At 61.3% G+C, this 20,322-nt stretch carries 21 protein-coding genes; 5 read left to right on the plus strand and 16 right to left on the minus strand.

From position 1 onward, the window contains the following. Positions 1–215 precede the first annotated feature (215 nt). Entirely contained in the window at positions 216–2,624 is a 2,409-nt protein-coding gene (locus tag NOV72_RS25980) for a penicillin-binding protein 1A (protein ID WP_106857431.1), read from the plus strand. Positions 2,625–2,675: 51 nt separating this feature from the next. Here NOV72_RS25980 and cyaY read toward each other — a convergent pair whose 3' ends face one another. Continuing rightward, complete coding sequence (gene cyaY / locus NOV72_RS25985; protein WP_106857432.1) at positions 2,676–2,993, minus strand: iron donor protein CyaY; 318 nt, start codon at positions 2,991–2,993, stop codon at positions 2,676–2,678. 35 nt (positions 2,994–3,028) lie between these two features. On the opposite strand from cyaY, the gene lptM reads away from it, so the two are divergent. Continuing rightward, entirely contained in the window at positions 3,029–3,337 is a 309-nt protein-coding gene (gene lptM, locus NOV72_RS25990) for an LPS translocon maturation chaperone LptM (RefSeq protein ID WP_106857433.1), read from the plus strand. A gap of 41 nt (positions 3,338–3,378) precedes the next feature. Further along, a complete protein-coding gene (gene lysA / locus NOV72_RS25995; protein ID WP_106857434.1) occupies positions 3,379–4,641 on the plus strand; it encodes a diaminopimelate decarboxylase in 1,263 nt (420 codons plus the stop codon). Between the two features lie 46 nt (positions 4,642–4,687). Here the strand turns inward: lysA and msrQ are convergent, their stop codons facing one another. The 5 genes from msrQ to NOV72_RS26020 all read right to left on the minus strand — a co-directional run bounded on the left by msrQ (position 4,688) and on the right by NOV72_RS26020 (position 10,731). Continuing rightward, positions 4,688–5,332 carry a protein-methionine-sulfoxide reductase heme-binding subunit MsrQ gene (msrQ, locus tag NOV72_RS26000; RefSeq protein ID WP_106857435.1) on the minus strand — a complete coding sequence of 215 codons (645 nt, stop codon included), beginning with the start codon at positions 5,330–5,332 and terminating at the stop codon, positions 4,688–4,690. Between the two features lie 3 nt (positions 5,333–5,335). Then, positions 5,336–6,316, minus strand: coding sequence for a protein-methionine-sulfoxide reductase catalytic subunit MsrP (msrP, locus tag NOV72_RS26005; RefSeq protein WP_106857436.1), 981 nt, complete (start codon positions 6,314–6,316; stop codon positions 5,336–5,338). 126 nt (positions 6,317–6,442) lie between these two features. Further along, positions 6,443–7,645, minus strand: coding sequence for a c-type cytochrome biogenesis protein CcsB (ccsB, locus tag NOV72_RS26010; protein WP_106857437.1), 1,203 nt, complete (start codon positions 7,643–7,645; stop codon positions 6,443–6,445). 4 nt (positions 7,646–7,649) lie between these two features. Further along, on the minus strand, positions 7,650–9,881 hold the full coding sequence (locus NOV72_RS26015; protein ID WP_106857438.1) for a cytochrome c biogenesis protein ResB: 2,232 nt from the start codon (positions 9,879–9,881) through the stop codon (positions 7,650–7,652). A 175-nt stretch (positions 9,882–10,056) separates the two neighbouring features. Continuing rightward, complete coding sequence (locus NOV72_RS26020; protein ID WP_106857439.1) at positions 10,057–10,731, minus strand: c-type cytochrome; 675 nt, start codon at positions 10,729–10,731, stop codon at positions 10,057–10,059. 302 nt (positions 10,732–11,033) lie between these two features. On the opposite strand from NOV72_RS26020, the gene yihA reads away from it, so the two are divergent. Together yihA and hemB are read left to right on the plus strand one after the other, a co-directional pair. Continuing rightward, positions 11,034–11,696, plus strand: coding sequence for a ribosome biogenesis GTP-binding protein YihA/YsxC (yihA, locus tag NOV72_RS26025; protein WP_106857440.1), 663 nt, complete (start codon positions 11,034–11,036; stop codon positions 11,694–11,696). Positions 11,697–11,951: 255 nt separating this feature from the next. Then, the gene (gene hemB, locus NOV72_RS26030) at positions 11,952–12,950 is read left to right on the plus strand and encodes a porphobilinogen synthase (protein WP_106857441.1); all 999 of its coding nucleotides are present in this window, start codon (positions 11,952–11,954) and stop codon (positions 12,948–12,950) included. A gap of 50 nt (positions 12,951–13,000) precedes the next feature. On the opposite strand, the gene dsbD is transcribed toward hemB, so the two are convergent. The 10 genes from dsbD to secY all read right to left on the minus strand — a co-directional run bounded on the left by dsbD (position 13,001) and on the right by secY (position 20,292). Then, positions 13,001–14,836: a protein-disulfide reductase DsbD gene (dsbD, locus tag NOV72_RS26035; RefSeq protein ID WP_106857442.1), complete on the minus strand. Its 1,836-nt coding sequence runs from the start codon at positions 14,834–14,836 to the stop codon at positions 13,001–13,003. After that, the gene (gene cutA / locus NOV72_RS26040; RefSeq protein ID WP_106857458.1) at positions 14,829–15,161 is read right to left on the minus strand and encodes a divalent-cation tolerance protein CutA; all 333 of its coding nucleotides are present in this window, start codon (positions 15,159–15,161) and stop codon (positions 14,829–14,831) included. The genes dsbD and cutA overlap by 8 nt, the downstream gene beginning before the upstream one ends. A gap of 156 nt (positions 15,162–15,317) precedes the next feature. After that, a complete protein-coding gene (rplQ, locus tag NOV72_RS26045) occupies positions 15,318–15,713 on the minus strand; it encodes a 50S ribosomal protein L17 (protein WP_061120218.1) in 396 nt (131 codons plus the stop codon). A gap of 141 nt (positions 15,714–15,854) precedes the next feature. Beyond that, positions 15,855–16,832 carry a DNA-directed RNA polymerase subunit alpha gene (locus NOV72_RS26050; RefSeq protein ID WP_014192467.1) on the minus strand — a complete coding sequence of 326 codons (978 nt, stop codon included), beginning with the start codon at positions 16,830–16,832 and terminating at the stop codon, positions 15,855–15,857. A gap of 134 nt (positions 16,833–16,966) precedes the next feature. Next, positions 16,967–17,590: a 30S ribosomal protein S4 gene (gene rpsD / locus NOV72_RS26055; RefSeq protein WP_035506745.1), complete on the minus strand. Its 624-nt coding sequence runs from the start codon at positions 17,588–17,590 to the stop codon at positions 16,967–16,969. A 151-nt stretch (positions 17,591–17,741) separates the two neighbouring features. After that, on the minus strand, positions 17,742–18,146 hold the full coding sequence (rpsK, locus tag NOV72_RS26060) for a 30S ribosomal protein S11 (protein ID WP_035506748.1): 405 nt from the start codon (positions 18,144–18,146) through the stop codon (positions 17,742–17,744). A 28-nt stretch (positions 18,147–18,174) separates the two neighbouring features. Beyond that, positions 18,175–18,540, minus strand: a complete 366-nt coding sequence (gene rpsM / locus NOV72_RS26065; RefSeq protein ID WP_008344037.1) for a 30S ribosomal protein S13 — start codon at positions 18,538–18,540, stop codon at positions 18,175–18,177. A 41-nt stretch (positions 18,541–18,581) separates the two neighbouring features. Then, positions 18,582–18,698 (minus strand): 50S ribosomal protein L36, encoded by a 117-nt coding sequence (gene rpmJ, locus NOV72_RS26070; RefSeq protein WP_004199844.1) that lies wholly within the window; start codon positions 18,696–18,698, stop codon positions 18,582–18,584. Between the two features lie 20 nt (positions 18,699–18,718). Further along, complete coding sequence (gene infA, locus NOV72_RS26075) at positions 18,719–18,937, minus strand: translation initiation factor IF-1 (protein ID WP_004521905.1); 219 nt, start codon at positions 18,935–18,937, stop codon at positions 18,719–18,721. A gap of 8 nt (positions 18,938–18,945) precedes the next feature. Further along, positions 18,946–20,292 carry a preprotein translocase subunit SecY gene (gene secY / locus NOV72_RS26080; protein WP_008343935.1) on the minus strand — a complete coding sequence of 449 codons (1,347 nt, stop codon included), beginning with the start codon at positions 20,290–20,292 and terminating at the stop codon, positions 18,946–18,948. Positions 20,293–20,322: the final 30 nt, after the last annotated feature.

The raw sequence follows: 20,322 nt of genomic DNA on the forward strand, positions 1-20,322 counted from the left end.
CCGTTCGGGCGCTTGACGTGGAAGGATTGTCGCGAGCGTGATCGGCGGCGAACACTCGGCCGAATGGCCAACGCTCACGATAGAAGGATGCTTATGCGCACGATCGCGCGTATCTTGAAGACAGCGGCAAACGCGCGTGAGCGGCGTGCTGAAAGGCTTCAGAAAAGTCCCAGAACTGGACAGCTATAATCGCGTGACCGTTTTTGGTGGTGCCAATGCAATCCTCTTCCCCGTCCAACCCGCCGTCCACGCCGCCCGAGAGGCCCAAAAAAGCCAAACGCCCCTGGTGGGCGCGGCTCATGCTCGGATTTTTCGTCAGCGTTTTCGCGCTCGTCGTCTGCGCGGGTCTCGTGCTCGGCTACGCGCTCGTCGTCGCGATGCCGAATCTGCCTTCGCTCGAAGCGCTCACCGACTACAAGCCGAAGGTGCCGCTGCGCATTTACACGGCGGATCACGTTCTGATCGGTGAATTCGGCGAGGAACGGCGCAGTGTCGTGCGCATTCAGGACGTGCCCGATCACGTGAAAAAAGCCGTGCTCGCCATCGAGGATTCGCGCTTCTACGATCACGGCGGCGTCGATCTCACCGGCATCCTGCGCGCGGGCTCTGTCGCGCTGACCAACGGCCACGCGTCGCAGGGCGCGAGCACGATCACGATGCAGGTCGCGCGCAATTTCTTCCTGTCGAGCGAGAAGACCTACACGCGCAAGATTTACGAAATGCTGCTCGCGTACAAGATCGAGCGCGCGCTGACGAAGGATCAGATTCTCGAGGTCTATATGAATCAGATCTATCTCGGGCAGCGCGCGTACGGTTTCGCGAGCGCGGCGCGGGTCTACTTCGGCAAGGATCTGAAAGATGTGACGCTCGCCGAGGCCGCGATGCTCGCGGGCCTGCCGAAAGCGCCGTCGGCGTATAACCCGGTCGTGAATCCGAAGCGGGCGAAAGTGCGGCAGGAGTACATCCTGGAACGCATGCGCGAGCTGAACTTCATCACCCAGGCCGACTACGAGCAGGCCGTGAATCAGCCGCTCGTCGTGAAGGGACAGGGCCGCGAATTCAGCGTGCATGCCGAGTACGTCGCGGAAATGGTGCGTCAGATGATGTACGCGCAATACCGCGAGGAAGCGTACACGCGCGGTCTGAACGTCGTGACGACGATCGATTCCGCCGATCAGGACACGGCCTATCGCGCGCTGCGCAACGGCTTGATGGACTATGAGCATCGGCATGGCTATCGCGGGCCGGAAGGCTATATCGATTTGCCGAAGGACGCCGATGACCGCGAGCAAGCCATCGACGATGCGCTCGCCGAGCATCCCGACAACGGCGAGATCGTCGCGGCGGTGGTGACGTCGGCGAATCCGAAGGAAGTGAAGGCGAGCTTCATCGACGGCAACACGGCGACGATCACCGGTAACGATCTGCGCTTCGTGCAGTTCGCGCTCGGTCCGAAGGCGCAGCCGAACACGCGGATCCGCCCCGGCGCGATCGTGCGTCTCATGAAGAACGACGACGGCGACTGGGTCATCACGCAACTGCCGCAAGTCGAAGGCGCGTTCATCTCGATGGTGCCGCAGGATGGCGCGATCCGCGCGCTCGTCGGCGGTTTCGACTTCAACAAGAACAAGTTCAATCACGTCACGCAGGCGTGGCGTCAGCCGGGCTCGAGTTTCAAGCCGTTCATCTATTCGGCGTCGCTCGAGAAAGGTCTTTCGCCCGCGACGATCATCAACGACGGCCCGCTCTTCTTCAGCGCCGCCGAAACCGGCGGCCAGGCGTGGGAGCCGAAAAACTACGGCGGCGGCTTCGACGGCCCGATGTCCATGCGCTCCGCGCTGCAACGCTCGAAGAACATGGTGTCGATCCGCATCCTGAACCATATCGGCACGAAGTACGCGCAGCAGTACATCACGCGCTTCGGTTTCGATGCGGACCGTCATCCCGCCTATCTGCCGATGGCGCTCGGCGCGGGCCTCGTCACGCCGCTGCAGATGGCGGCGGGTTATGCGGTGTTCGCGAACGGCGGTTATCGCGTGAATCCGTATTTGATCGCCGATATCACCGATCCGTACGGCCGCGTCGTGTCGCATCCGCAGCCGCTCGTTGCGCAGCAAAGCGCGCCGCTCGCGATCACGCCGCGCAACGCGTTCGTGATGAACAGCCTTTTGCAGAGCGTCGCGCAGCACGGCACGGGCGCAAAAACGAATCAGTTGAAGCGTGGCGATCTCGCCGGCAAGACGGGCACGACGAACGATTCGCGCGACGCGTGGTTCGCCGGCTATCAGCGCACGCTCGTCGCGATTGCGTGGATCGGCTATGACAATCCGCGCACCCTCGGCGACAAGGAAACGGGCGGCGGCCTCGCTTTGCCGGTCTGGATGGACTACATGAGCCGCGCGCTGAAGGGCGTGCCCGAGTACAAGCCGATGATGCCGCCCGACATCACCCCGCTCGGCAACGAGCTGTACTACGACGACATGACGCCGGGCCACGGCTTTGTCGCGACCATCGGCGTGAGTCAGGCGCCGCCGCAGGAAGGTGTGTCCGGCGTGACGGCCCCGGCGCCGGAAGTCGGGGAACAGGAGAAGCAGGACATCATGAATCTGTTCAAGGGACAGTAGTCCCGTCCTGCGAAGATCGAAGCGAGCGGACCACGCGGCCCGCTCGCTTTTTTATGCCTTGAACGTGATCGGCTCGCCGGCCTGCTCGCTCGAATACTTGCTCAGCGTGGCGAAGAATTCGCTGTTGTCGCGCGTGTCGAGCCAGGCGCCGTCGACGTACTTGTAGTGAAAACCGCCCGCCTTCGCCGCGAGCCAGATCTCGTGTTTCGGCGGTTGCAGGTTCACGATCACCTTCGTGCGATTTTCGAACTCCAGCGTCAAAACATTGCCGCTGCGTTCGAATTCGATATCGGCCTCGGCCGCGTCCACCGAGCGCTCGATGGCGGTCAGCGCGGCCTCCGCCAGCGTCAGGTATTCCTGGTCTGTCATGCTAAACTCCATCGATTAAACGTATAGGGACGGTCATGCGAGTGGTTTTCAGGATGAGCGCGATTGTAGCGGCTTTGAGCATCGGCGCCGCGGCAACAATCTCGCTCGGCGGTTGTGGGCAACGCGGTCCGCTTTATCTGCCGAAGGTGCCGCCGCTACCGCAACGTCCCAACGATCTCCAGAATACGCCGCCTTCGAATGTCACTCCGGGCAGCGAGACCGCATCGCGCGCGGGCAGCATTCCGGATACGTCGGGTCAGCCGCTTTCGCTCTCGCCCGAGACGGACCTGAATACGAGCCCCAACGCCGCATCGGCGCCGAAAGCCGCGTCGTCCGCTTACTGATCCTCGATCCTTTGCCTTCACGGCGCAACTCGATTCCACGCATGAGTGATCCCGCATTCCATTACGTCGACGGCGTGCTGCACGTCGAAGGCGTCTCAGCCGCGTCGCTCGCGGAGCAGTTCGGCACGCCGCTCTACGTCTATTCGCGCGATGCGCTCACGCGCGCCTATCACGCCTACGCCGATGCATGCGCGGGCCGCCGCGCCACGGTGCACGTCGCGGTGAAGGCGAACAGCAATCTCGCGGTGCTCAACGTGTTCGCGCGCATGGGTTCGGGCTTCGACATCGTGTCGTCGGGCGAGCTCGCGCGCGTGCTCGCGGCGGGCGGCAAGGCGGAAAACACGGTGTTTTCGGGCGTCGGCAAGTCGGCGGCGGAAATGCGCGAGGCGCTCGAAGCCGGCGTGAAGTGCTTCAACGTCGAGTCGATTCCCGAGTTGCACGCGCTGAACGAAGTCGCAAAATCGCTCGGCAAGAAGGCGCCGGTTTCGTTGCGCGTGAATCCCGATGTCGATGCGAAGACGCATCCCTACATCTCCACCGGCCTCAAGTCGAACAAGTTCGGCGTCGCGTTCAGCGACGCACGCGCAACGTATCGCGAAGCGCGTGCGATGCCGAACCTCGATGTCGTCGGCATCGACTGCCATATCGGTTCGCAGATCACCGAGATCAGCCCGTATCTCGACGCCGTCGACAAGCTGCTCGAACTCGTCGAGCAGATCGAGGCGGACGGCATGAACATTCGCCACGTCGATGTCGGCGGCGGTCTCGGCATCACGTACGACGACGAAACGCCGCCCGATATCGGCGAATTCGTGAAGACGGTGCTCGATCACATCGAAACGCGCGGCCACGGTCAGCGCGAAGTGTATTTCGAGCCGGGACGTTCGCTCGTCGGCAATGCGGGCGTGCTGCTCACGCGCGTCGAGTTTCTGAAGCCGGGCGAGGAAAAGAACTTCGCCATCGTCGATGCCGCGATGAACGATCTTGCGCGCCCCGCGATGTACGAGGCGTTTCATCGCATCGTGCCGGTCGTGAAGCGCGACGCAAAAGCGCATAAGTACGATGTCGTCGGTCCCGTGTGCGAAAGCGGCGACTGGCTCGGGCGGGACCGCGAACTGGCCATCGAACCGGGCGACCTGCTCGCGATCTGCTCGGCGGGCGCGTACGGCTTCGTGATGAGCTCGAACTACAACACGCGTCCGCGCGCCGCCGAAATCATGGTCGACGGTGAGCGCGCGCGTCTCGTGCGCGAACGCGAGGAAGTGAAGCAGTTGTTCGCCGGGGAATCGATTCTGCCGGACTGATCGGCTGCCACCGATACAAAAAAGCGATGCCGCGGCATCGCTTTTTTTATGCGCGTTTGATTCGCGTTCGAAGCCACGCGATCGCGCGCCAGCCGAGCAGCACGATCACGATCGACCCGTAGATCTTCGGCAATTCGAAATCGTGCTTTCCCGCCTTCATCCACCAGAAATGCAGGATCGCGAGCGCGGCGATCAGATAGATCGTCCGATGCAAGGTCTGCCAGCGGCGGCCGAGTTTTCTGACCATGACTTTCGGCGACGTCACCGCGAGCGGAATCAGCAGCACGAACGCCGCGAAGCCGACCGTGATGAACGGCCGCTTGCCGATGTCTTTCAGCATCGCGGCGACATCGAACCATTTGTCGAACCAGATGTACGTCGTGAAGTGCAGCACGGCGAAGAAGAACGCGAAGAGCCCGATCATCCGGCGAAAGCGCAGGAGCGCCGCGACGCCGGTCATGCGGCGCACCGGCGTGACCGCGAGCGTGATGCACAGATAGACGAGCGTCCAGAGACCCGTGGAGCGCGTGATGAATTCGATCGGATTCGCGCCCAGGCCGCCCGTCGCGCCGAGCAGCACGAGACGCGCGAGCGGATACAGCATCGCGATGAACACGACGACCTTAGCCGGAACGAGCCAGCGAACGCCGGCACTCGCCCGCGTGCCTTTGATGTCGGAAGCGGTCGGCATCGATCAGAAGTTCTTCTTGAGGTCCATGCCCTGATACAGCGACGCGACCTGATCGCCGTAGCCGTTGAACATGAGCGTCTTGCGCTTCGGCGAAAAAAAGCCGTCCTCGCCGATGCGCCGCTCCGTCGCCTGACTCCAGCGCGGATGATCGACGTCCGGATTCACGTTCGAATAGAAACCGTATTCGCTCGGCGCGTAGAGATTCCAGCTCGTCGGCGGCTGCTTTTCGACGAAGCGAATTTTCACGAGCGACTTCGCGCTCTTGAAGCCGTATTTCCAGGGCACGACCACGCGCACCGGCGCGCCGTTCTGGTTCGGCAGCACCTGTCCGTATAAACCGACCGTCAGGAGCGTGAGCGGGTTCATCGCCTCGTCCATGCGCAGGCCTTCGGAGTACGGCCATTCGAGAATCGGCGTCGAGAGTCCCGGCATCTGCGACGGATCGGCGAGCGTGATGAACTGCACGTACTTCGCGCTGCCCGTCGGCTCTGCGCGCCTGATGAGCTCCGACAAAGACACGCCGATCCACGGAATGACCATCGACCAGCCTTCGACGCAGCGCAGCCGGTACACACGTTCTTCGAGCGGCGCGAGCTTCAGGAGGTCGTCGATGTCGTAGACCTTCGGATTCTTGATCGCGCCTTCGACCGACACTTTCCACGGACGCGGACGCAACGTGCCCGCGTGCTCGACGGGATCGCTCTTGTCGGTGCCGAACTCGTAGAAGTTGTTGTAGCTCGTGATGTCCTTGAACGACGTCGCCTTGTCGAGCGCGACGAACTTCGGATTGGTCTTCGCCGCGAGCTTCTGCCCTTTGGCGTCCGCCGATGTCATCGCCGCGTGCGCGATGCCCGTCGCGCCCAACATGCCCATCGCGCCGAGCGAGCGCAGCGCGCGTCGACGATTCTCGAACACGTCGCGCGGCGTGATTTCATGACCCGCGATGTCGTCGCCATACAGATGGCGATTTCTTCTGATCCACATGATGCGATGCTCCTTCGTTCATATACGGGGAAACAGCAGTTCGGATGCCCGTATTCCATCGCAAAATAAAAAAACCGCCAGCGCGACGCATGGCGGTTTCTTTTCGCTTCGATGCGACTCAGCCGATCAGAGCTTGCCGTAACTATGCAAGCCCGACAGGAACATGTTCACGCCGAGGAACGCGAACGTCGTGACGACCAGGCCGGTCAGCGCCCACCACGCCGCCGCCGCGCCGCGCAAGCCTTTCATGAGGCGCATGTGCAGCCACGCCGCGTAGTTCAGCCAGACGATCAGCGCCCACGTTTCCTTCGGGTCCCAGCTCCAGTAACCGCCCCACGCTTCGGCAGCCCACAGCGCGCCGAGAATCGTCGCGATGGTGAAGAACGCGAAGCCGACGGCAATCGACTTGTACATCACGTCGTCGAGGACTTCGAGCGACGGCAGGCGGTCCGCCATGAAACCGCGCTGTTTCGCGAGATACGCGACGGAAACCATCGCCGAGAGCGCGAAGCTGCCGTAGCCGATGAAGTTCGCCGGCACGTGGATCTTCATCCACCAGCTTTGCAGCGCGGGCACGAGCGGTTGAATCTGCTGCGCGTCGCGGGCGATCGAGTACCACATCAGGAAGCCGACGGCCGCGCTGATCACGAGCAGCACGAACGCGCCCATCGCCCGCGTCGAATAATGCTGCTCGTAGTAGAGATAGAACAGCGACGTGATCAGGCAGAACAGCACGAACACTTCATACAGATTCGAGATCGGAATATGGCCGACGTCCGAGCCGATCATGTACGACTCGTACCAGCGCACCATCAAACCGGTGAAACCCATCAGCACCGCGACCCACGTCATGCGCGAGCCGATCGCGCCGCCGGTCTGCGAGCGCGTCACGAGACCGATCCAGTAGAAGAGCGTGGCGAGGATGAAGAGCGCGCTCATCCAGAGAATTGCGGACTGACTCGACAGGAAATACTTGAGGAAGAAGTTCGTGTCGGCGCGCGCGAGATCGTGCTGATAAAGCTGGATCGACGACAGCGCCAGAACCGCCATCATCGCGATCAGCAGGCGCACCGGTTTCCAGCGCCATCCGAGCACGACGAAGGTCGGCACCGCGCCGACCAGCACCGCCATGTCGTACACGTCCATGTACGCGTGATAACGGTTCAGCGCGAAGCCCGCGCCCGCGACCATCGCGAGAGCGAAGAGCCAGTCGACGAGCGTCAGCCGGCGCAGGAACGGACGATCGTCGAACACGGCGACGTCGGGAAGGCCCGATGCCGGACGTTCCGTCTTGGCGGAGGCGTGGGAGGAAGTCTGTGTGAGGTCCATGATCTTACCGTGTCGAAACTTCCGAGCTCGATGTCTCGGATTGCGAGTGCTGGGGCGCACCGGATGCCGGGGACGGATCAGCCGGTTCTGCCGGCTTCGCGTCGAGCGCCGCCGCGATTTGCGCGCGCGTGCGGACGAATTCCTTCTCGAAATCGAACGTGCGGCGCGCCGTGGACATCGCCATCAGCACGCTCGCACCGCCCTGCCCTGCATCTTTGAGCCAGAACCAGAGCCGGCGTTCGCGGACGTAGAACATCGAAAAAATTCCGACCACCAGCAGAAGGCTGCCAAGATACACCAGATTTTTACCTGGCGCGCGCGTCAACTGGAATACCGAAGCTTGCACCTGCTTGAAGTTGTCCAGTTGCAGAAAGACGGGCGAACCGTACAGAAAGCTGTCGGAAAGCGCGTTGATGGACGCCTGAACGAACGCGGAGTTCTTTTCATCCACTTTAGCGTCGGGCTGGCCGTTTTGCTCTCGGGAAATCTGCCAGACGTCCCACATCGCGCCTTCGAGCATGCGCATCAGCAAGCCCGCCGCCTTCTCCTGCTCGCCCTTCGGCACCGAACGGTCAATGAACGTCGCGACGCTCTGGAAGCCGCCAATCATCTGCGGATTCGTCGTCGGTTTGCCGGTTTCGTCGACGCCGGCAAAGAGATTCAGCACGCGAACCGCGCTTTCTTCCAGATGCTTCTGCAGTTCGCCGTTCTCCTGCGGAACCGAACGCAGCGCGAAACGATGCGCGGCTTCGGCGCGCGTCGCGGGCGTCGCGAGCGCGGCGCGCAAGTCCATCCACTGCTTGATCGTGCCCTGTTCGTCGGCGGGAATGCGCAGATAGCGGAACGGATCGTTCGGGCTCACGCGCATGCCCGCGAGGAACATGCGCTGGCCGCTTACGTCGATCGGCAGCATGTAGTTGCTGTACTCGCGCGCCTGGCCGTCCGTGCCACGCACCTTGTATTGCACCGATGGGCCGATGTTGCGCAGATCAGTCGGCTTGGAAGTCTTCGCGCCGGAGCCGAGACGCTCGTCGAATGCGTCGCGCAGCGTTTCCTTCTTGCCGACGCCGCGCGCGTCCGGCGCGCCGCTGCCATCGGTCATGTTTTCGACGTTGATCGCGCGGAAATCCGTGAACTCGACGGTTTCGCCTTGCGCGCCGGTGAACTGCGTGCCGACGGGCGACGTGCCGCCGATCGTGCCGCTGAAAGGCGCGCTTTTCGCGCTGCCGCCGGTCATCGGCCAGGCGGTCATTTCGAGCTTCGAGCCGCCGTCCTGGAAGCTCGACTGATAAATCGAAATGCCGTCGTACGTGAACGGCTTGTTCACCTCGACGCGTGCCGGAACGCGTTTGCCCGTTTTGTGATCGATCACGACGATGTCGCTCGCGAAGAGCTTCGGCATGCCGGTCGAGTAGTAATCGACGATGAACTTGTTCAGTTGAATCGAAAACGGCAAGTCTTGAATGATCGAGCCGTCCTGCTGGTTCAGGATCGCCGTGCCCACGAACTGGCCTTCCGGCACCCACGCATAGCCGCGGAACGTCGGGTTCGACGTCGCGAGGCGATGCTCGGGCGGAATGTCGTTGATGACGGCGTTGCTGTTGATCGGCGTCTTGTTGAACATCCACATCTGCAGCTTGATGGGCAGATTGCTGTCCAGCAGCCCGCCGATGCAGATCACGACAATCGCGACGTGCGCCGAGATATAGCCGATCTTCGTCATCGCGCCGCGCTTGCCCGCGATGAGCGTCGCGCCGGTGTCGGTCTGGCGCGTCACGGTGCGGTAGCCCATTTTCGCGGCAAGGCGTTCGAGCGTCGCGGCGGTCTGCGCGCGGTTCGCCGATACCGTGAATTCGCCCTTGTGATGAAACGCGCGCAGGCCGCCTTCATGCACGCGATCCTTCCAGCTCTTGAGGTCCGCGATCATCTTCGGACTGTTGCGGATGACGCACAGCGACACCGAGATCACGAGAAAGATCAGGATGAGCATGAACCACCACGCGCTGTACACGTTGTAGAGGCTCACGCCGCGGAAAATGTCCGCCCAGAACGGACCGAACTGATTCACATAGTTGGGATACGGGTCTTCTTGCGTGAGCACCGTACCGATGATGCTCGCGATCGCCAGAATGACCAGCAACGCGATGGCGAAGCGCATCGAACTGACGAGTTCGATGAAATGCCTGATGGCCCGACGAGCCGACTTCGACTGCAAACCCGATGTGGTGACGCTCATTCAAACTCCGGCTGGACAGCAAAAAAGGGTGGAGACGCTGGCGGTCTCATCGACCGACGTCCCACCCTTTTCTTGTTTTCGCGCCGGTCTTCTCGGACATTCCGGGACCGGCTTCGTAGTATGGGCGACTCCCGCGTTTGCCGGCGGGAACCGCTGGACGCTGACTGCTGCGCGTTTAATGCAACCCGGCGATGTAGTCGGCAACCGCCTTCATCTCCGCTTCATTCAGGCGCGAGGAAATCTGGTGCATCGGCTCGCTGTTGGCGCGTTGTCCCGATGCGAAGGCGTTCAACTGCGCCACGGTGTAATCGCCCCATTGCCACGACAGCCGCGGATACTGCACCGGAATGCCCATGCCGGTCGCGCCGTGGCAGGCCGCGCACGCCGGCACGCCCTTGTCCGCGATGCCGCCGCGATAAATTTTCTGGCCCAGTGCGACGTCGTTCTTGTCGCGCGCGAAGTTGGGCTTGGCCTTCTGCGACGCGAAATATGCCGCGACGTTCACCATGTCCTGATCCGACAGTGCGCCCGCAATGCCCGCCATGATCGGATTGTTGCGCGCCGGCGCCTTCGCGCCCGGCTGCGTCTTGTAATCCTTCAATTGCTTGACGATGTATTCGGCATGCTGGCCCGCGAGCTTCGGAAACGCCGCGCCGGCGCTGTTGCCGTCTGCCGCGTGACACGCGGCGCACACCTGGGTCGCGATGGCCTGGCCTCGCGCCGCGTCCGGCTTCGCCGCTTGAGCAGGCTCCGCCGCATTCACCGACATCGATACTGCTAGTCCACTCAAACCCGCACCGAAAGCCGCCGCTGCCCGAATCACCACCAGAGACCTGTACAGTCGGTTCATTCGCGTACCCTGTTTTTCGTCTTGTGAGAATGTGAGGTTCTGCAAAAAACGACGGCGACCGATTATCGCCGCAAGATACCCGAACTCGCTGAACGAAGAGGCTCAAAAAGTGCCCGAAAACTGTCTCGCTCCTCTGTGGGTGCCGCCTGCGGCTTGGGTCTTGCGTGCCCGTGCTGGTCTTTAAAAATCCGTCGTATTGTACAATAACCCGCTACACGCAAAGACGCCAGTCGGGGCATGCCCAGTATTTGCCGGGTTCTCAAGGCTTGAAGTTTTCGCAGCTCTTTCGATTGGGCCCCGCCATGTCATTTCTGCTTCACCAATCCCGCTTCTTTACAACCGTCAATCATCTGCGCGATCTGCCGCCCACGCCGCAGCCCGAAATCGCATTTGGCGGACGCTCGAACGCGGGAAAATCGACGGCCATCAATATTCTGTGCAACCAGAAGCGCCTCGCGTTCGCGAGCAAGACGCCGGGACGCACGCAGCATATCAACTACTTCTCGGTCGGGCCGGAAGCTTCGCCGACCGGCTATCTCGTCGATCTTCCCGGCTACGGCTACGCCGAAGTGCCGGGCGCCGCGAAGGAACATTGGCAGCGTCTGCTCTCGACTTATCTCCAGAGTCGAGCGCAGTTGCGCGGCATGATCCTGATGATGGATTCGCGCCGCCCGCTGACCGAACTCGATCGCATCATGATCGACTGGTTCGCGCCGACCGGAAAACCGATTCACACGCTGCTCACAAAATGCGACAAATTGACGCGACAGGAGATGACCAACGCCCTTCGCGCGACCAAGAAATCGCTGGCCGAATACAAGGATGCGGGCTATCGCGGCGAACTCACCGTGCAGCTCTTCTCCGCACTCAAGCGCACGGGACTGGACGAAGCGCACGAACAGATCGAAAGCTGGCTGATGCCCGAGGAAGCCGGCGAGAACGCGTCGGAAGACGCAACCGACTAGGCGCGGCGCGCATCGCCGGCATGAAAAAAACCCGCCGCATGACGGCGGGTTAACAGCCTAATCGAACATCGACAGGCACCCGCTCAGGGAGGAGAAGCGGGGAGTCCGGCGGCAAGCGCCTCGCTCGATCGGTATGATATACCATTGTCTCAAAATGGTTTCGGGCGCGGCCAAGTGCTTGTTCAGCAAGGATTTACCCACTTTCGAAGCCGTTTTTCGACCTCCCCGGAAGACCACTTCAATTCGAGTCACGACATGAGCTTCTATCCCCATCATCGCCCGCGCCGGATGCGCCGCGATGACTTCTCGCGCCGTCTGATGCGCGAAAACCTACTCACGACGAACGACCTCATTTACCCGGTGTTCATCGTCGAAGGCACGAATACGCGGCAGGCGGTGCCGTCGATGCCCGGCGTCGAGCGCACGTCCGTCGATTTGCTGATGAAAGTCGCCGAGCAGTGCGTCGAACTGGGCGTGCCGGTGCTGTCGCTGTTTCCGGCGATCGAGCCGTCGCTCAAGACGCCCGATGGCCGCGAAGCCACGAATCCGGAAGGTCTCATTCCGCGCGCCGTGCGCGAGCTGAAAAAGAACTTCCCGATGCTCGGTGTGCTGACGGACGTCGCGCTCGATCCGTACACGAGCCACGGCCAGGACGGCGTGCTCGACGAAGAAGGCTACGTGAAGAACGACGAAACGAGCGAAATTCTCGTCGAGCAGGCGCGCACGCAGGCGGAAGCGGGCGTGGATATCGTCGCGCCGTCGGACATGATGGACGGCCGCATCGGCGCGATCCGCGAGATGCTCGAAAGTGAAAGCCACATCCACACGCGCATCATGGCGTACGCGGCGAAGTACGCGTCGGCGTTTTACGGCCCGTTCCGCGACGCAGTCGGCTCGGCCGCGAATCTCGGCAAAGGCAACAAGATGACGTATCAGATGGACCCTGCCAACTCCGATGAAGCGATGCGCGAAGTGCGCATGGATATCGAGGAAGGCGCGGACATGGTGATGGTCAAGCCGGGCATGCCGTATCTCGACATCGTGCGCCGCGTGAAGGACGAATTCCGCTTCCCGACGTACGCGTATCAGGTCAGCGGCGAGTACGCGATGATCAAGGCCGCCTCGCAAAATGGCTGGATCGATCACGACAAGGCGATGATGGAAGCGCTGCTCGCGTTCAAACGCGCGGGCGCGGACGGCGTGCTGACGTACTTTGCGCTGGATGCAGCGCGGATTCTTCGGGCGTCGAAGTAAGTTTCCTGCTCGCGATACGAAAAGGGCGATGCTCGATGCATCGCCCTTTTTTATCCGTTCGACGGACCGACCCGGTCGAGGCTTTTCAGGAAAGTATCGGCCGATTCGTACCCGACCACGCGCGCGACTTCGTTGCCCTGCGCATCGAAGAAAATGATGCCCGGCGGCCCGAACAGCTTGAAGCGCTTGAGGAGCGCCTGATCGTCGGTGTTGTTGGCGGTCACGTCCGCGCGGAGCAAATTCAGTTGCGCGAGCCGCGCTTGCACGCGGGCATCGGAGAAAGTCAGCTTCTCCATTTCCTTGCAGGACACGCACCAATCGGCGTAGAAGTCGAGCATCGCGGGCCGCGCGGCGGCCTTCACCGCCGAATCGAGTTCCGCCGACGAACGCACCGGCGCGAACGTCGGTCCTTCCGCTTGCGCGTTCGCAGTCGCGGACGACGCGCCTCGGGAAGCGAGCACGGCGAGCGGGCGCAGCGGATCCGTCGAACCCGCAGCCAGGCCGACAAGCAACGTCGCCGCCCAGATCGCGAACGCGGCGGCGAGACCGCGCCCGAGTCGTTTCCACACGCCAGCAGGCGCCGACGCGCCCGACGAGAACAAGCCGAGCGATGCCGCCGCGATCAACAGCCAAAGCGCGGCGAGCAGCATCTGCGCGACGTCGCCGATAACCGGCCACACGATCCACAGCGCGGCCGCAAGCAAGACCACGCCGAAGAACACCTTCACGCCGTCCATCCAGGCGCCCGCGCGCGGCAGGATCGATCCCGCGCCCAAACCGATGACAAGCAGCGGCACGCCCAGCCCGACGCCCATCGCGAAGAGCGCCGCGCCGCCGAGCACGGCGTTGCCCGTATGCGCGATGAACGCGAGCACCGCGAACAGCGGCGCCGTCATGCACGCGCCGACGACGAGCGCGGATAGCGCGCCCATCGCCGCGACCGCCGCAAACTTGCCGCCGCTGCGCTTTTGCGAAGCCTCGTTGACGCCGCTTTGCCAGCGCTCAGGCAACGCGATGTCGACGCCTGAAATGAGCGCAACGGCAAACGCCGCGAGCAGCACGCCGAACGCGCCGAGCACCCACGGGTTCTGTAGCCACGCGCCGAGACTTTGTCCGATCAGCGCGGCAACGATCCCGAGCACCGTATAGACGAGCGCCATTCCGATCACATACGAGACGGAAAGCGCGAATCCGCGCGAACGCGTCACGCGCGCACCTTCCCCGACAATGATCGCGGACAGTATCGGGATCATCGGATACGAGCACGGCAAGAGGCTCAGGACCATGCCGGCAAGGAAATACATGCCGACGACCGCGAAGAATCCGCCGCCTTCGAGCATCGACTGCGCGTAGTCGGCGCTGGTCGCGCGCTCGAACCATGAACTGCCCGTGTCTGCCTTCATGGCGGCCGGCTTGGCGCTCGCCGGTTGGAGCGCGTCGCCATTGACGCGGTAGGTTTTCTCCATCGGCGGATAGCAAATGCCCTGATCCGCGCATCCTTGCGACGTCACAGCGAGCTCGAACGGCCCCTTCGCCTGCGTGACCGGGATGCGGATATGCAGTTCGCCGCGATACGTCTCGACGTCCTTGTTGAACGTCTGATCGAAGTGGACTTTGCCCGCCGGCAGTTGCGCGGCGCCGATGGTTGCATCGCCGCTCTTCACCGCGAACGCGAAGCGCTCGCGATACATGTAGTAGCCGTCGGCGATCTTGTAGCGCACGTCCACTTCGCCGGGCGTTTCCGATGCGCTGAATTTGAACGCGACATCGGGATCGAGGAAATCGTCGGCTGCGCGCGCGGCGCCCGACAGCAGCAGAGCGAACGCTGCGAGAAACAGGAACGCGCCGACGAATCGCCGCGAGAAAAGACGGGAAAACTCAAACATGAAGAGGACGCTGCGTTTCTGCGTTGACCCATTGACCGTAGCCCGGCGATGCATCGACCTGCCAGACGAGGATTTCGGGAGTTTCATACGGATGCCGAGCCTCGACGAAGCGCTGCAATGCTTCGCTGCGCGCGACGCTCGTCTTGAACAACAACTGCACTTCCTGCGACGACTCAAGCGCGCCCTTCCAGTGATACTGCGAAGAAACCGCGCCGAGATTCGTGACGCACGCGGCAAGCCGAGCCTCCAGCGCCGATTGCGCGAGCGTATTGGCTGCGGCGGTATCGGGCAGCGTGGAAAGCATCAAGACAACGGGGACATTCACGCCGGTGCTCCGAAAAAGCGGCAAGTCAATTGTGTATCGTAGCATCGGCGGCTGACACACACTTTTCCGCATCGACGCGCTGAAACGTCGCAGGCGGAAAGCAAAAAGGCCAAGCTTTTTGAGCCTGGCCTTTCTGTGAACAACTGAAAACGGAATTTATTCCGCTTCTTGAACTTCTTCTGCCTCTTCGACTTCCGGGCGATCCATCAACTGGACCAGCGCCATCGGGGCGTTGTCGCCGACGCGGAAACCGAACTTCAGGATGCTGAGGTAGCCGCCCGGACGGTTTGCGTAGCGCGGGCCGAGGACGTCGAACAGCTTCGCGACGGAATCACGATCGCGCAGGCGGTTGAACGCCAGACGACGGTTCGCGAGCGACGGCTTCTTGCCCAGCGTGATGAGGGGCTCGACAACCTTGCGCAGTTCCTTGGCCTTCGGCAGCGTCGTCTTGATGACTTCGTGCTCGATGAGCGAATTCGACATATTGCGGAGCATTGCCAGACGATGGCTGCTCGTGCGGTTCAGTTTCCGCAGACCATGCTTGTGACGCATTTTTCAGCTTCCTATAACGAGTTTAGAGCCAGCTCTTCTATTGCTCCCTGATTCGGGGCACGGGCCGGTCGGAGAAGAAATAAGACGCGGATTTTAAAGTAAAATCCGCGTCTTTGACAACAACGCTTGCGACTGCGTCAGTTACTTGTCGAGACCAGCCGGCGGCCAGTTTTCGAGCTTCATGCCGAGCGTCAGACCGCGCGAAGCCAGCACTTCCTTGATTTCGTTCAGCGACTTGCGGCCCAGGTTCGGCGTCTTCAGCAGCTCGTTTTCCGTGCGCTGGATCAGATCGCCGATGTAGTAAATGTTCTCGGCCTTCAGGCAGTTCGCGGAACGCACCGTGAGTTCGAGGTCATCCACCGGACGCAGCAGGATCGGATCGATCTGCGGCGCACGCGACGGCGCTTCCGCTGCCGCTTCAGTACCTTCGAGCGCTGCGAACACCGACAACTGGTCGACCAGAATACGCGCCGACTGACGGATCGCTTCTTCCGGCGAAATCACACCGTTGGTTTCGATGTTCATCACGAGCTTGTCGAGGTCGGTACGCTGTTCGACGCGCGCGCTTTCAACGGCGTAGCTCACGCGGCGAACCGGCGAAAACGACGCGTCCAGCACAATACGGCCGATGATCTTCGCCGACTCTTCGCCGTAACGACGCACGTTGCCCGGCACATAGCCGCGGCCCTTTTCGATCTTGATCTGAACGTCGAGCTTGCCGCCCTTCGACAGGTGCGCGACCACGTGTTCCGGGTTGATGACCTCGCAGTCATGCGCGAGCTCGATATCGCCGGCCGTGACGAGACCTTCGCCTTCCTTGCGCAGCGTCACCGTGACTTCGTCGCGGTTGTGCAGCTTGAAAACGACGCCCTTCAGATTCAGCAGCAGGTTGACCACATCCTCTTGCACACCATCGAGCGTCGAGTATTCATGCACGACGCCTGCGATCGTCACTTCGGTCGGCGCGTAGCCGATCATCGACGACAGCAGCACGCGCCGAAGCGCGTTACCCAAGGTGTGGCCATAGCCGCGTTCGAACGGCTCCATAACCACCTTCGCATGGTTTTCACCAAGCGATTCAACTGCAATGATCTTGGGCTTCAACAAACTGGTTTGCATAGGTTTTCCTTTTCAATACCCTCGGCTCGTTACACCGATAAGGCTGACCGGTAACAACCTGAAAATAAACAGCCGAGGCCACCCCTTGCCACGAGCAATCAGGCTCCCCGGCTGTCAATCCATTACCGCCGCGATTAACGCGAATACAATTCGACGATCAGGCTTTCGTTGATGTCGCCGGCGATGTCGCTACGCTCGGGCATCGACTTGAACGTGCCTTCGAACTTCTTCGCGTCGACCGACACCCAGCTCGGCATTCCGCCTTGCTCGGCCAGCGACAGGGCTTCGACGATACGTGCCTGCTTGCGCGACTGCTCGCGCACGGACACGACGTCGCCCGACTTGACCTGCATCGACGGGATGTTCACGACTTGGCCGTTCACCACGATCGACTTGTGGCTCACGAGCTGACGCGCTTCGGCGCGCGTCGAGCCGAAGCCCATGCGGTAGACCACGTTGTCGAGACGCGACTCGAGCAACTGCAGCAGGTTTTCGCCCGTCGGACCCTTGCGGCGGTCGGCTTCAGCGAAGTAACGGCGGAACTGACGTTCCAGCACGCCATAGATACGCTTCACTTTCTGCTTTTCGCGCAACTGGGTGCCGTAGTCGGACGTACGCGCGCCCGAGGTGCGGCCGTGTTGGCCGGGCTTGCTGTCGAGCTTGCACTTGTCGGCGAGGGAGCGCCGTGCGCTCTTCAGGAACAGATCAGTGCCTTCACGGCGGGACAGCTTTGCTTTGGGACCGGTATAGCGTGCCACTTTGCATCCTTAAATATTGATCACGCACACTTTCGTCTGCGCTAGTCCGAACCCTTGGGGTCGAACGGTGGGCTTAGTCAAAACTTCATAACGCACGAAACCCGCCGATACTTGCGCATCGACAGGAAACATGCGGTCGCGTCGTCGGACTTTAGATACGACGGCGCTTCGGCGGACGGCAGCCGTTGTGCGGGACCGGCGTCACGTCGGAGATCGCGGTGATCTTGATGCCAAGACCATGCAGCGCGCGCACCGCCGATTCACGGCCAGGACCGGGGCCCTTGATCCGCACTTCGAGGTTCTTCACGCCGTATTCCAATGCCACGCGGCCCGCCGATTCGGCTGCGACCTGAGCTGCAAACGGCGTCGACTTACGCGAGCCCTTGAAGCCCTGACCACCCGAGGTCGCCCATGCCAGCGCGTTACCTTGACGGTCAGTGATCGTGATAATGGTGTTGTTGAACGACGCGTGAACGTGAACCACGCCCTCGGCGACGTTCTTCTTGACCTTCTTGCGAACGCGTTGCGCCGCGGAGTTGTTCGAAGCCTTAGCCATTACGTTTTCCTGTAACTGTCAGTTCCGCTTACTTCTTCAGCGATTGCGCTGCACGACGCGGACCCTTGCGCGTACGGGCATTCGTGCGCGTACGCTGGCCACGCAGGGGCAGACCCTTGCGATGGCGCATGCCACGGTAGCAACCCAAGTCCATCAGGCGCTTGATGTTCATCGTCACTTCACGGCGCAGGTCGCCTTCGACGATGAACTTGCCCACTTCGTCACGCAGCTTTTCGAGGTCTGCGTCAGTGAGGTCCTTGACCTTCTTCGAAAATTCCACACCAGCTGCCGTGCAAATGCCGCGGGAACGCGTGCGACCGATGCCGAAGATTGCCGTCAGGCCGATCTCGGTATGCTGGTGATTCGGGATGTTAACCCCTGCGATACGAGCCATTGTTTTTCCTCAAACAAAAAGCGCAAGCAAAAGCGCGGCGTTCAGCCTTGACGCTGTTTGTGGCGCGGATCAGAGCTGCAAATCACGCGCACAACGCCCTTGCGCTTGATGATCTTGCAATTGCGGCAAATGCGCTTAACCGATGCCATCACTTTCATGATATTACCCTTTTTTCAAATCACTTCGCCCGGAACACGATCCGTGCACGAGACAGATCGTAAGGCGTCAATTCAACCGTAACCTTGTCGCCCGGCAGGATGCGGATGTAGTGCATCCGCATCTTTCCGGAAATATGCCCCAGGACGACATGGCCATTTTCCAATTTCACCCGGAAAGTAGCGTTGGGAAGGTTTTCGATGACCTCACCCTGCATCTGGATAACATCGTCTTTGGCCATAGTCCTTATTAACGCATCGGGACGTTGCCACCCTTGAAGTTTGCCTTCTTGAGCAGCGATTCATATTGTTGCGACATAACGTACGACTGCACCTGAGCCATGAAGTCCATCGTGACGACGACAATGATCAGCAGCGACGTTCCACCAAAATAAAACGGCACGTTCCAGCGCAACACCAGAAACTCAGGCAGCAGGCACACGAATACGATGTAGATCGCACCAGCCAGCGTCAGACGCGTGAGGATGCGGTCGATATACCGTGCAGTCTGATCGCCCGGACGGATACCCGGAACGAAAGCACCGCTCTTCTTCAAGTTGTCGGCAGTTTCCCGGCTGTTGAACACCAGTGCGGTGTAAAAGAAGCAGAAGAAAACGATCGCCAACGCATACAGCAGCACGTACACGGGTTGACCGGGCTTCAGGGCCTCGGCCACGTTGTGCAGCGTGTTTGCGAACCAGTTGGTGCGCGTTCCCGAACTGAACCAGTTCAGGATGGTTGCCGGGAAGAGAATGATCGACGACGCGAAGATCGGCGGAATCACACCCGACATGTTCAACTTCAGCGGCAGATGAGACGACTGTCCGCCGTAAATCTTGTTACCGACCTGGCGCTTCGCGTAGTTCACGAGGATCTTGCGCTGACCGCGTTCGATGAACACGACCAGATACGTGACCGCCGCGATCAACACGACGATGATGATCGCCGAGATGATGCTCATCGAACCGGTGCGAACCAGCTCGAACAGACCACCGATTGCGTTCGGGAAACCCGCCGCGATACCACCGAAGATGATGATCGAGATGCCGTTGCCGAGACCGCGCTCCGTGATCTGCTCACCAAGCCACATCAGGAACATCGTGCCCGTCACCAGCGTGACGACCGTCGTCAGCCGGAACACCATGCCGGGGTCCAGCACCAGAGCCGGCTGGTTTTCCAGCGCGACCGCGATACCGAACGCCTGAAAGGTCGCCAGAACCACCGTGAAGATACGCGTGTACTGCGTGATCTTCCGCTGTCCCGCCTGCCCTTCCTTCTTCAACGCCTCCATCTGCGGCGACACGATCGACAGCAACTGCATGATGATCGACGCCGAAATGTAGGGCATGATGCCCAGCGCAAAGATCGTGAATCGCGACAGCGCGCCACCCGAGAACATGTTGAACATGCCCAGGATGCCGCCCGACTGGCTTTGGAACAGCTTGGCCAGTTGATCCGGATCGATGCCGGGTACCGGAATATGCGCACCAATGCGGTAGACGATCAACGCCAGCAGCAGGAACACTGCACGCCGACGCAGATCGCCGAATTTCGCCGCGCTCCGACCGGTTTTTGCGAGACTCGGGCTGTTAGCCAAGTACCTTCTCCGATGCTAGTGCTAGTAACG

This window comes from Caballeronia novacaledonica (assembly GCF_900258035.1).
Lineage (GTDB): Bacteria > Pseudomonadota > Gammaproteobacteria > Burkholderiales > Burkholderiaceae > Caballeronia > Caballeronia novacaledonica.

What these genes read in the sequence shown, in the direction of transcription:
- hemB (WP_106857441.1), top strand. Translation starts at nt 11,952, where the DNA reads ATGAGCTTCTATCCCCATCATCGCCCGCGCCGGATGCGCCGCGATGAC.
- infA (WP_004521905.1), bottom strand. Translation starts at nt 18,937, where the DNA reads ATGGCCAAAGACGATGTTATCCAGATGCAGGGTGAGGTCATCGAAAAC.
- ccsB (WP_106857437.1), bottom strand. Translation starts at nt 7,645, where the DNA reads ATGGACCTCACACAGACTTCCTCCCACGCCTCCGCCAAGACGGAACGT.
- dsbD (WP_106857442.1), bottom strand. Translation starts at nt 14,836, where the DNA reads ATGTTTGAGTTTTCCCGTCTTTTCTCGCGGCGATTCGTCGGCGCGTTC.
- rpsM (WP_008344037.1), bottom strand. Translation starts at nt 18,540, where the DNA reads ATGGCTCGTATCGCAGGGGTTAACATCCCGAATCACCAGCATACCGAG.
- rplQ (WP_061120218.1), bottom strand. Translation starts at nt 15,713, where the DNA reads ATGCGTCACAAGCATGGTCTGCGGAAACTGAACCGCACGAGCAGCCAT.
- lptM (WP_106857433.1), top strand. Translation starts at nt 3,029, where the DNA reads ATGCGAGTGGTTTTCAGGATGAGCGCGATTGTAGCGGCTTTGAGCATC.
- msrQ (WP_106857435.1), bottom strand. Translation starts at nt 5,332, where the DNA reads ATGCCGACCGCTTCCGACATCAAAGGCACGCGGGCGAGTGCCGGCGTT.
- rpsK (WP_035506748.1), bottom strand. Translation starts at nt 18,146, where the DNA reads ATGGCTAAGGCTTCGAACAACTCCGCGGCGCAACGCGTTCGCAAGAAG.
- cyaY (WP_106857432.1), bottom strand. Translation starts at nt 2,993, where the DNA reads ATGACAGACCAGGAATACCTGACGCTGGCGGAGGCCGCGCTGACCGCC.
- msrP (WP_106857436.1), bottom strand. Translation starts at nt 6,316, where the DNA reads ATGTGGATCAGAAGAAATCGCCATCTGTATGGCGACGACATCGCGGGT.
- yihA (WP_106857440.1), top strand. Translation starts at nt 11,034, where the DNA reads ATGTCATTTCTGCTTCACCAATCCCGCTTCTTTACAACCGTCAATCAT.
- NOV72_RS25980 (WP_106857431.1), top strand. Translation starts at nt 216, where the DNA reads ATGCAATCCTCTTCCCCGTCCAACCCGCCGTCCACGCCGCCCGAGAGG.
- NOV72_RS26015 (WP_106857438.1), bottom strand. Translation starts at nt 9,881, where the DNA reads ATGAGCGTCACCACATCGGGTTTGCAGTCGAAGTCGGCTCGTCGGGCC.
- rpmJ (WP_004199844.1), bottom strand. Translation starts at nt 18,698, where the DNA reads ATGAAAGTGATGGCATCGGTTAAGCGCATTTGCCGCAATTGCAAGATC.
- NOV72_RS26020 (WP_106857439.1), bottom strand. Translation starts at nt 10,731, where the DNA reads ATGAACCGACTGTACAGGTCTCTGGTGGTGATTCGGGCAGCGGCGGCT.
- lysA (WP_106857434.1), top strand. Translation starts at nt 3,379, where the DNA reads ATGAGTGATCCCGCATTCCATTACGTCGACGGCGTGCTGCACGTCGAA.
- NOV72_RS26050 (WP_014192467.1), bottom strand. Translation starts at nt 16,832, where the DNA reads ATGCAAACCAGTTTGTTGAAGCCCAAGATCATTGCAGTTGAATCGCTT.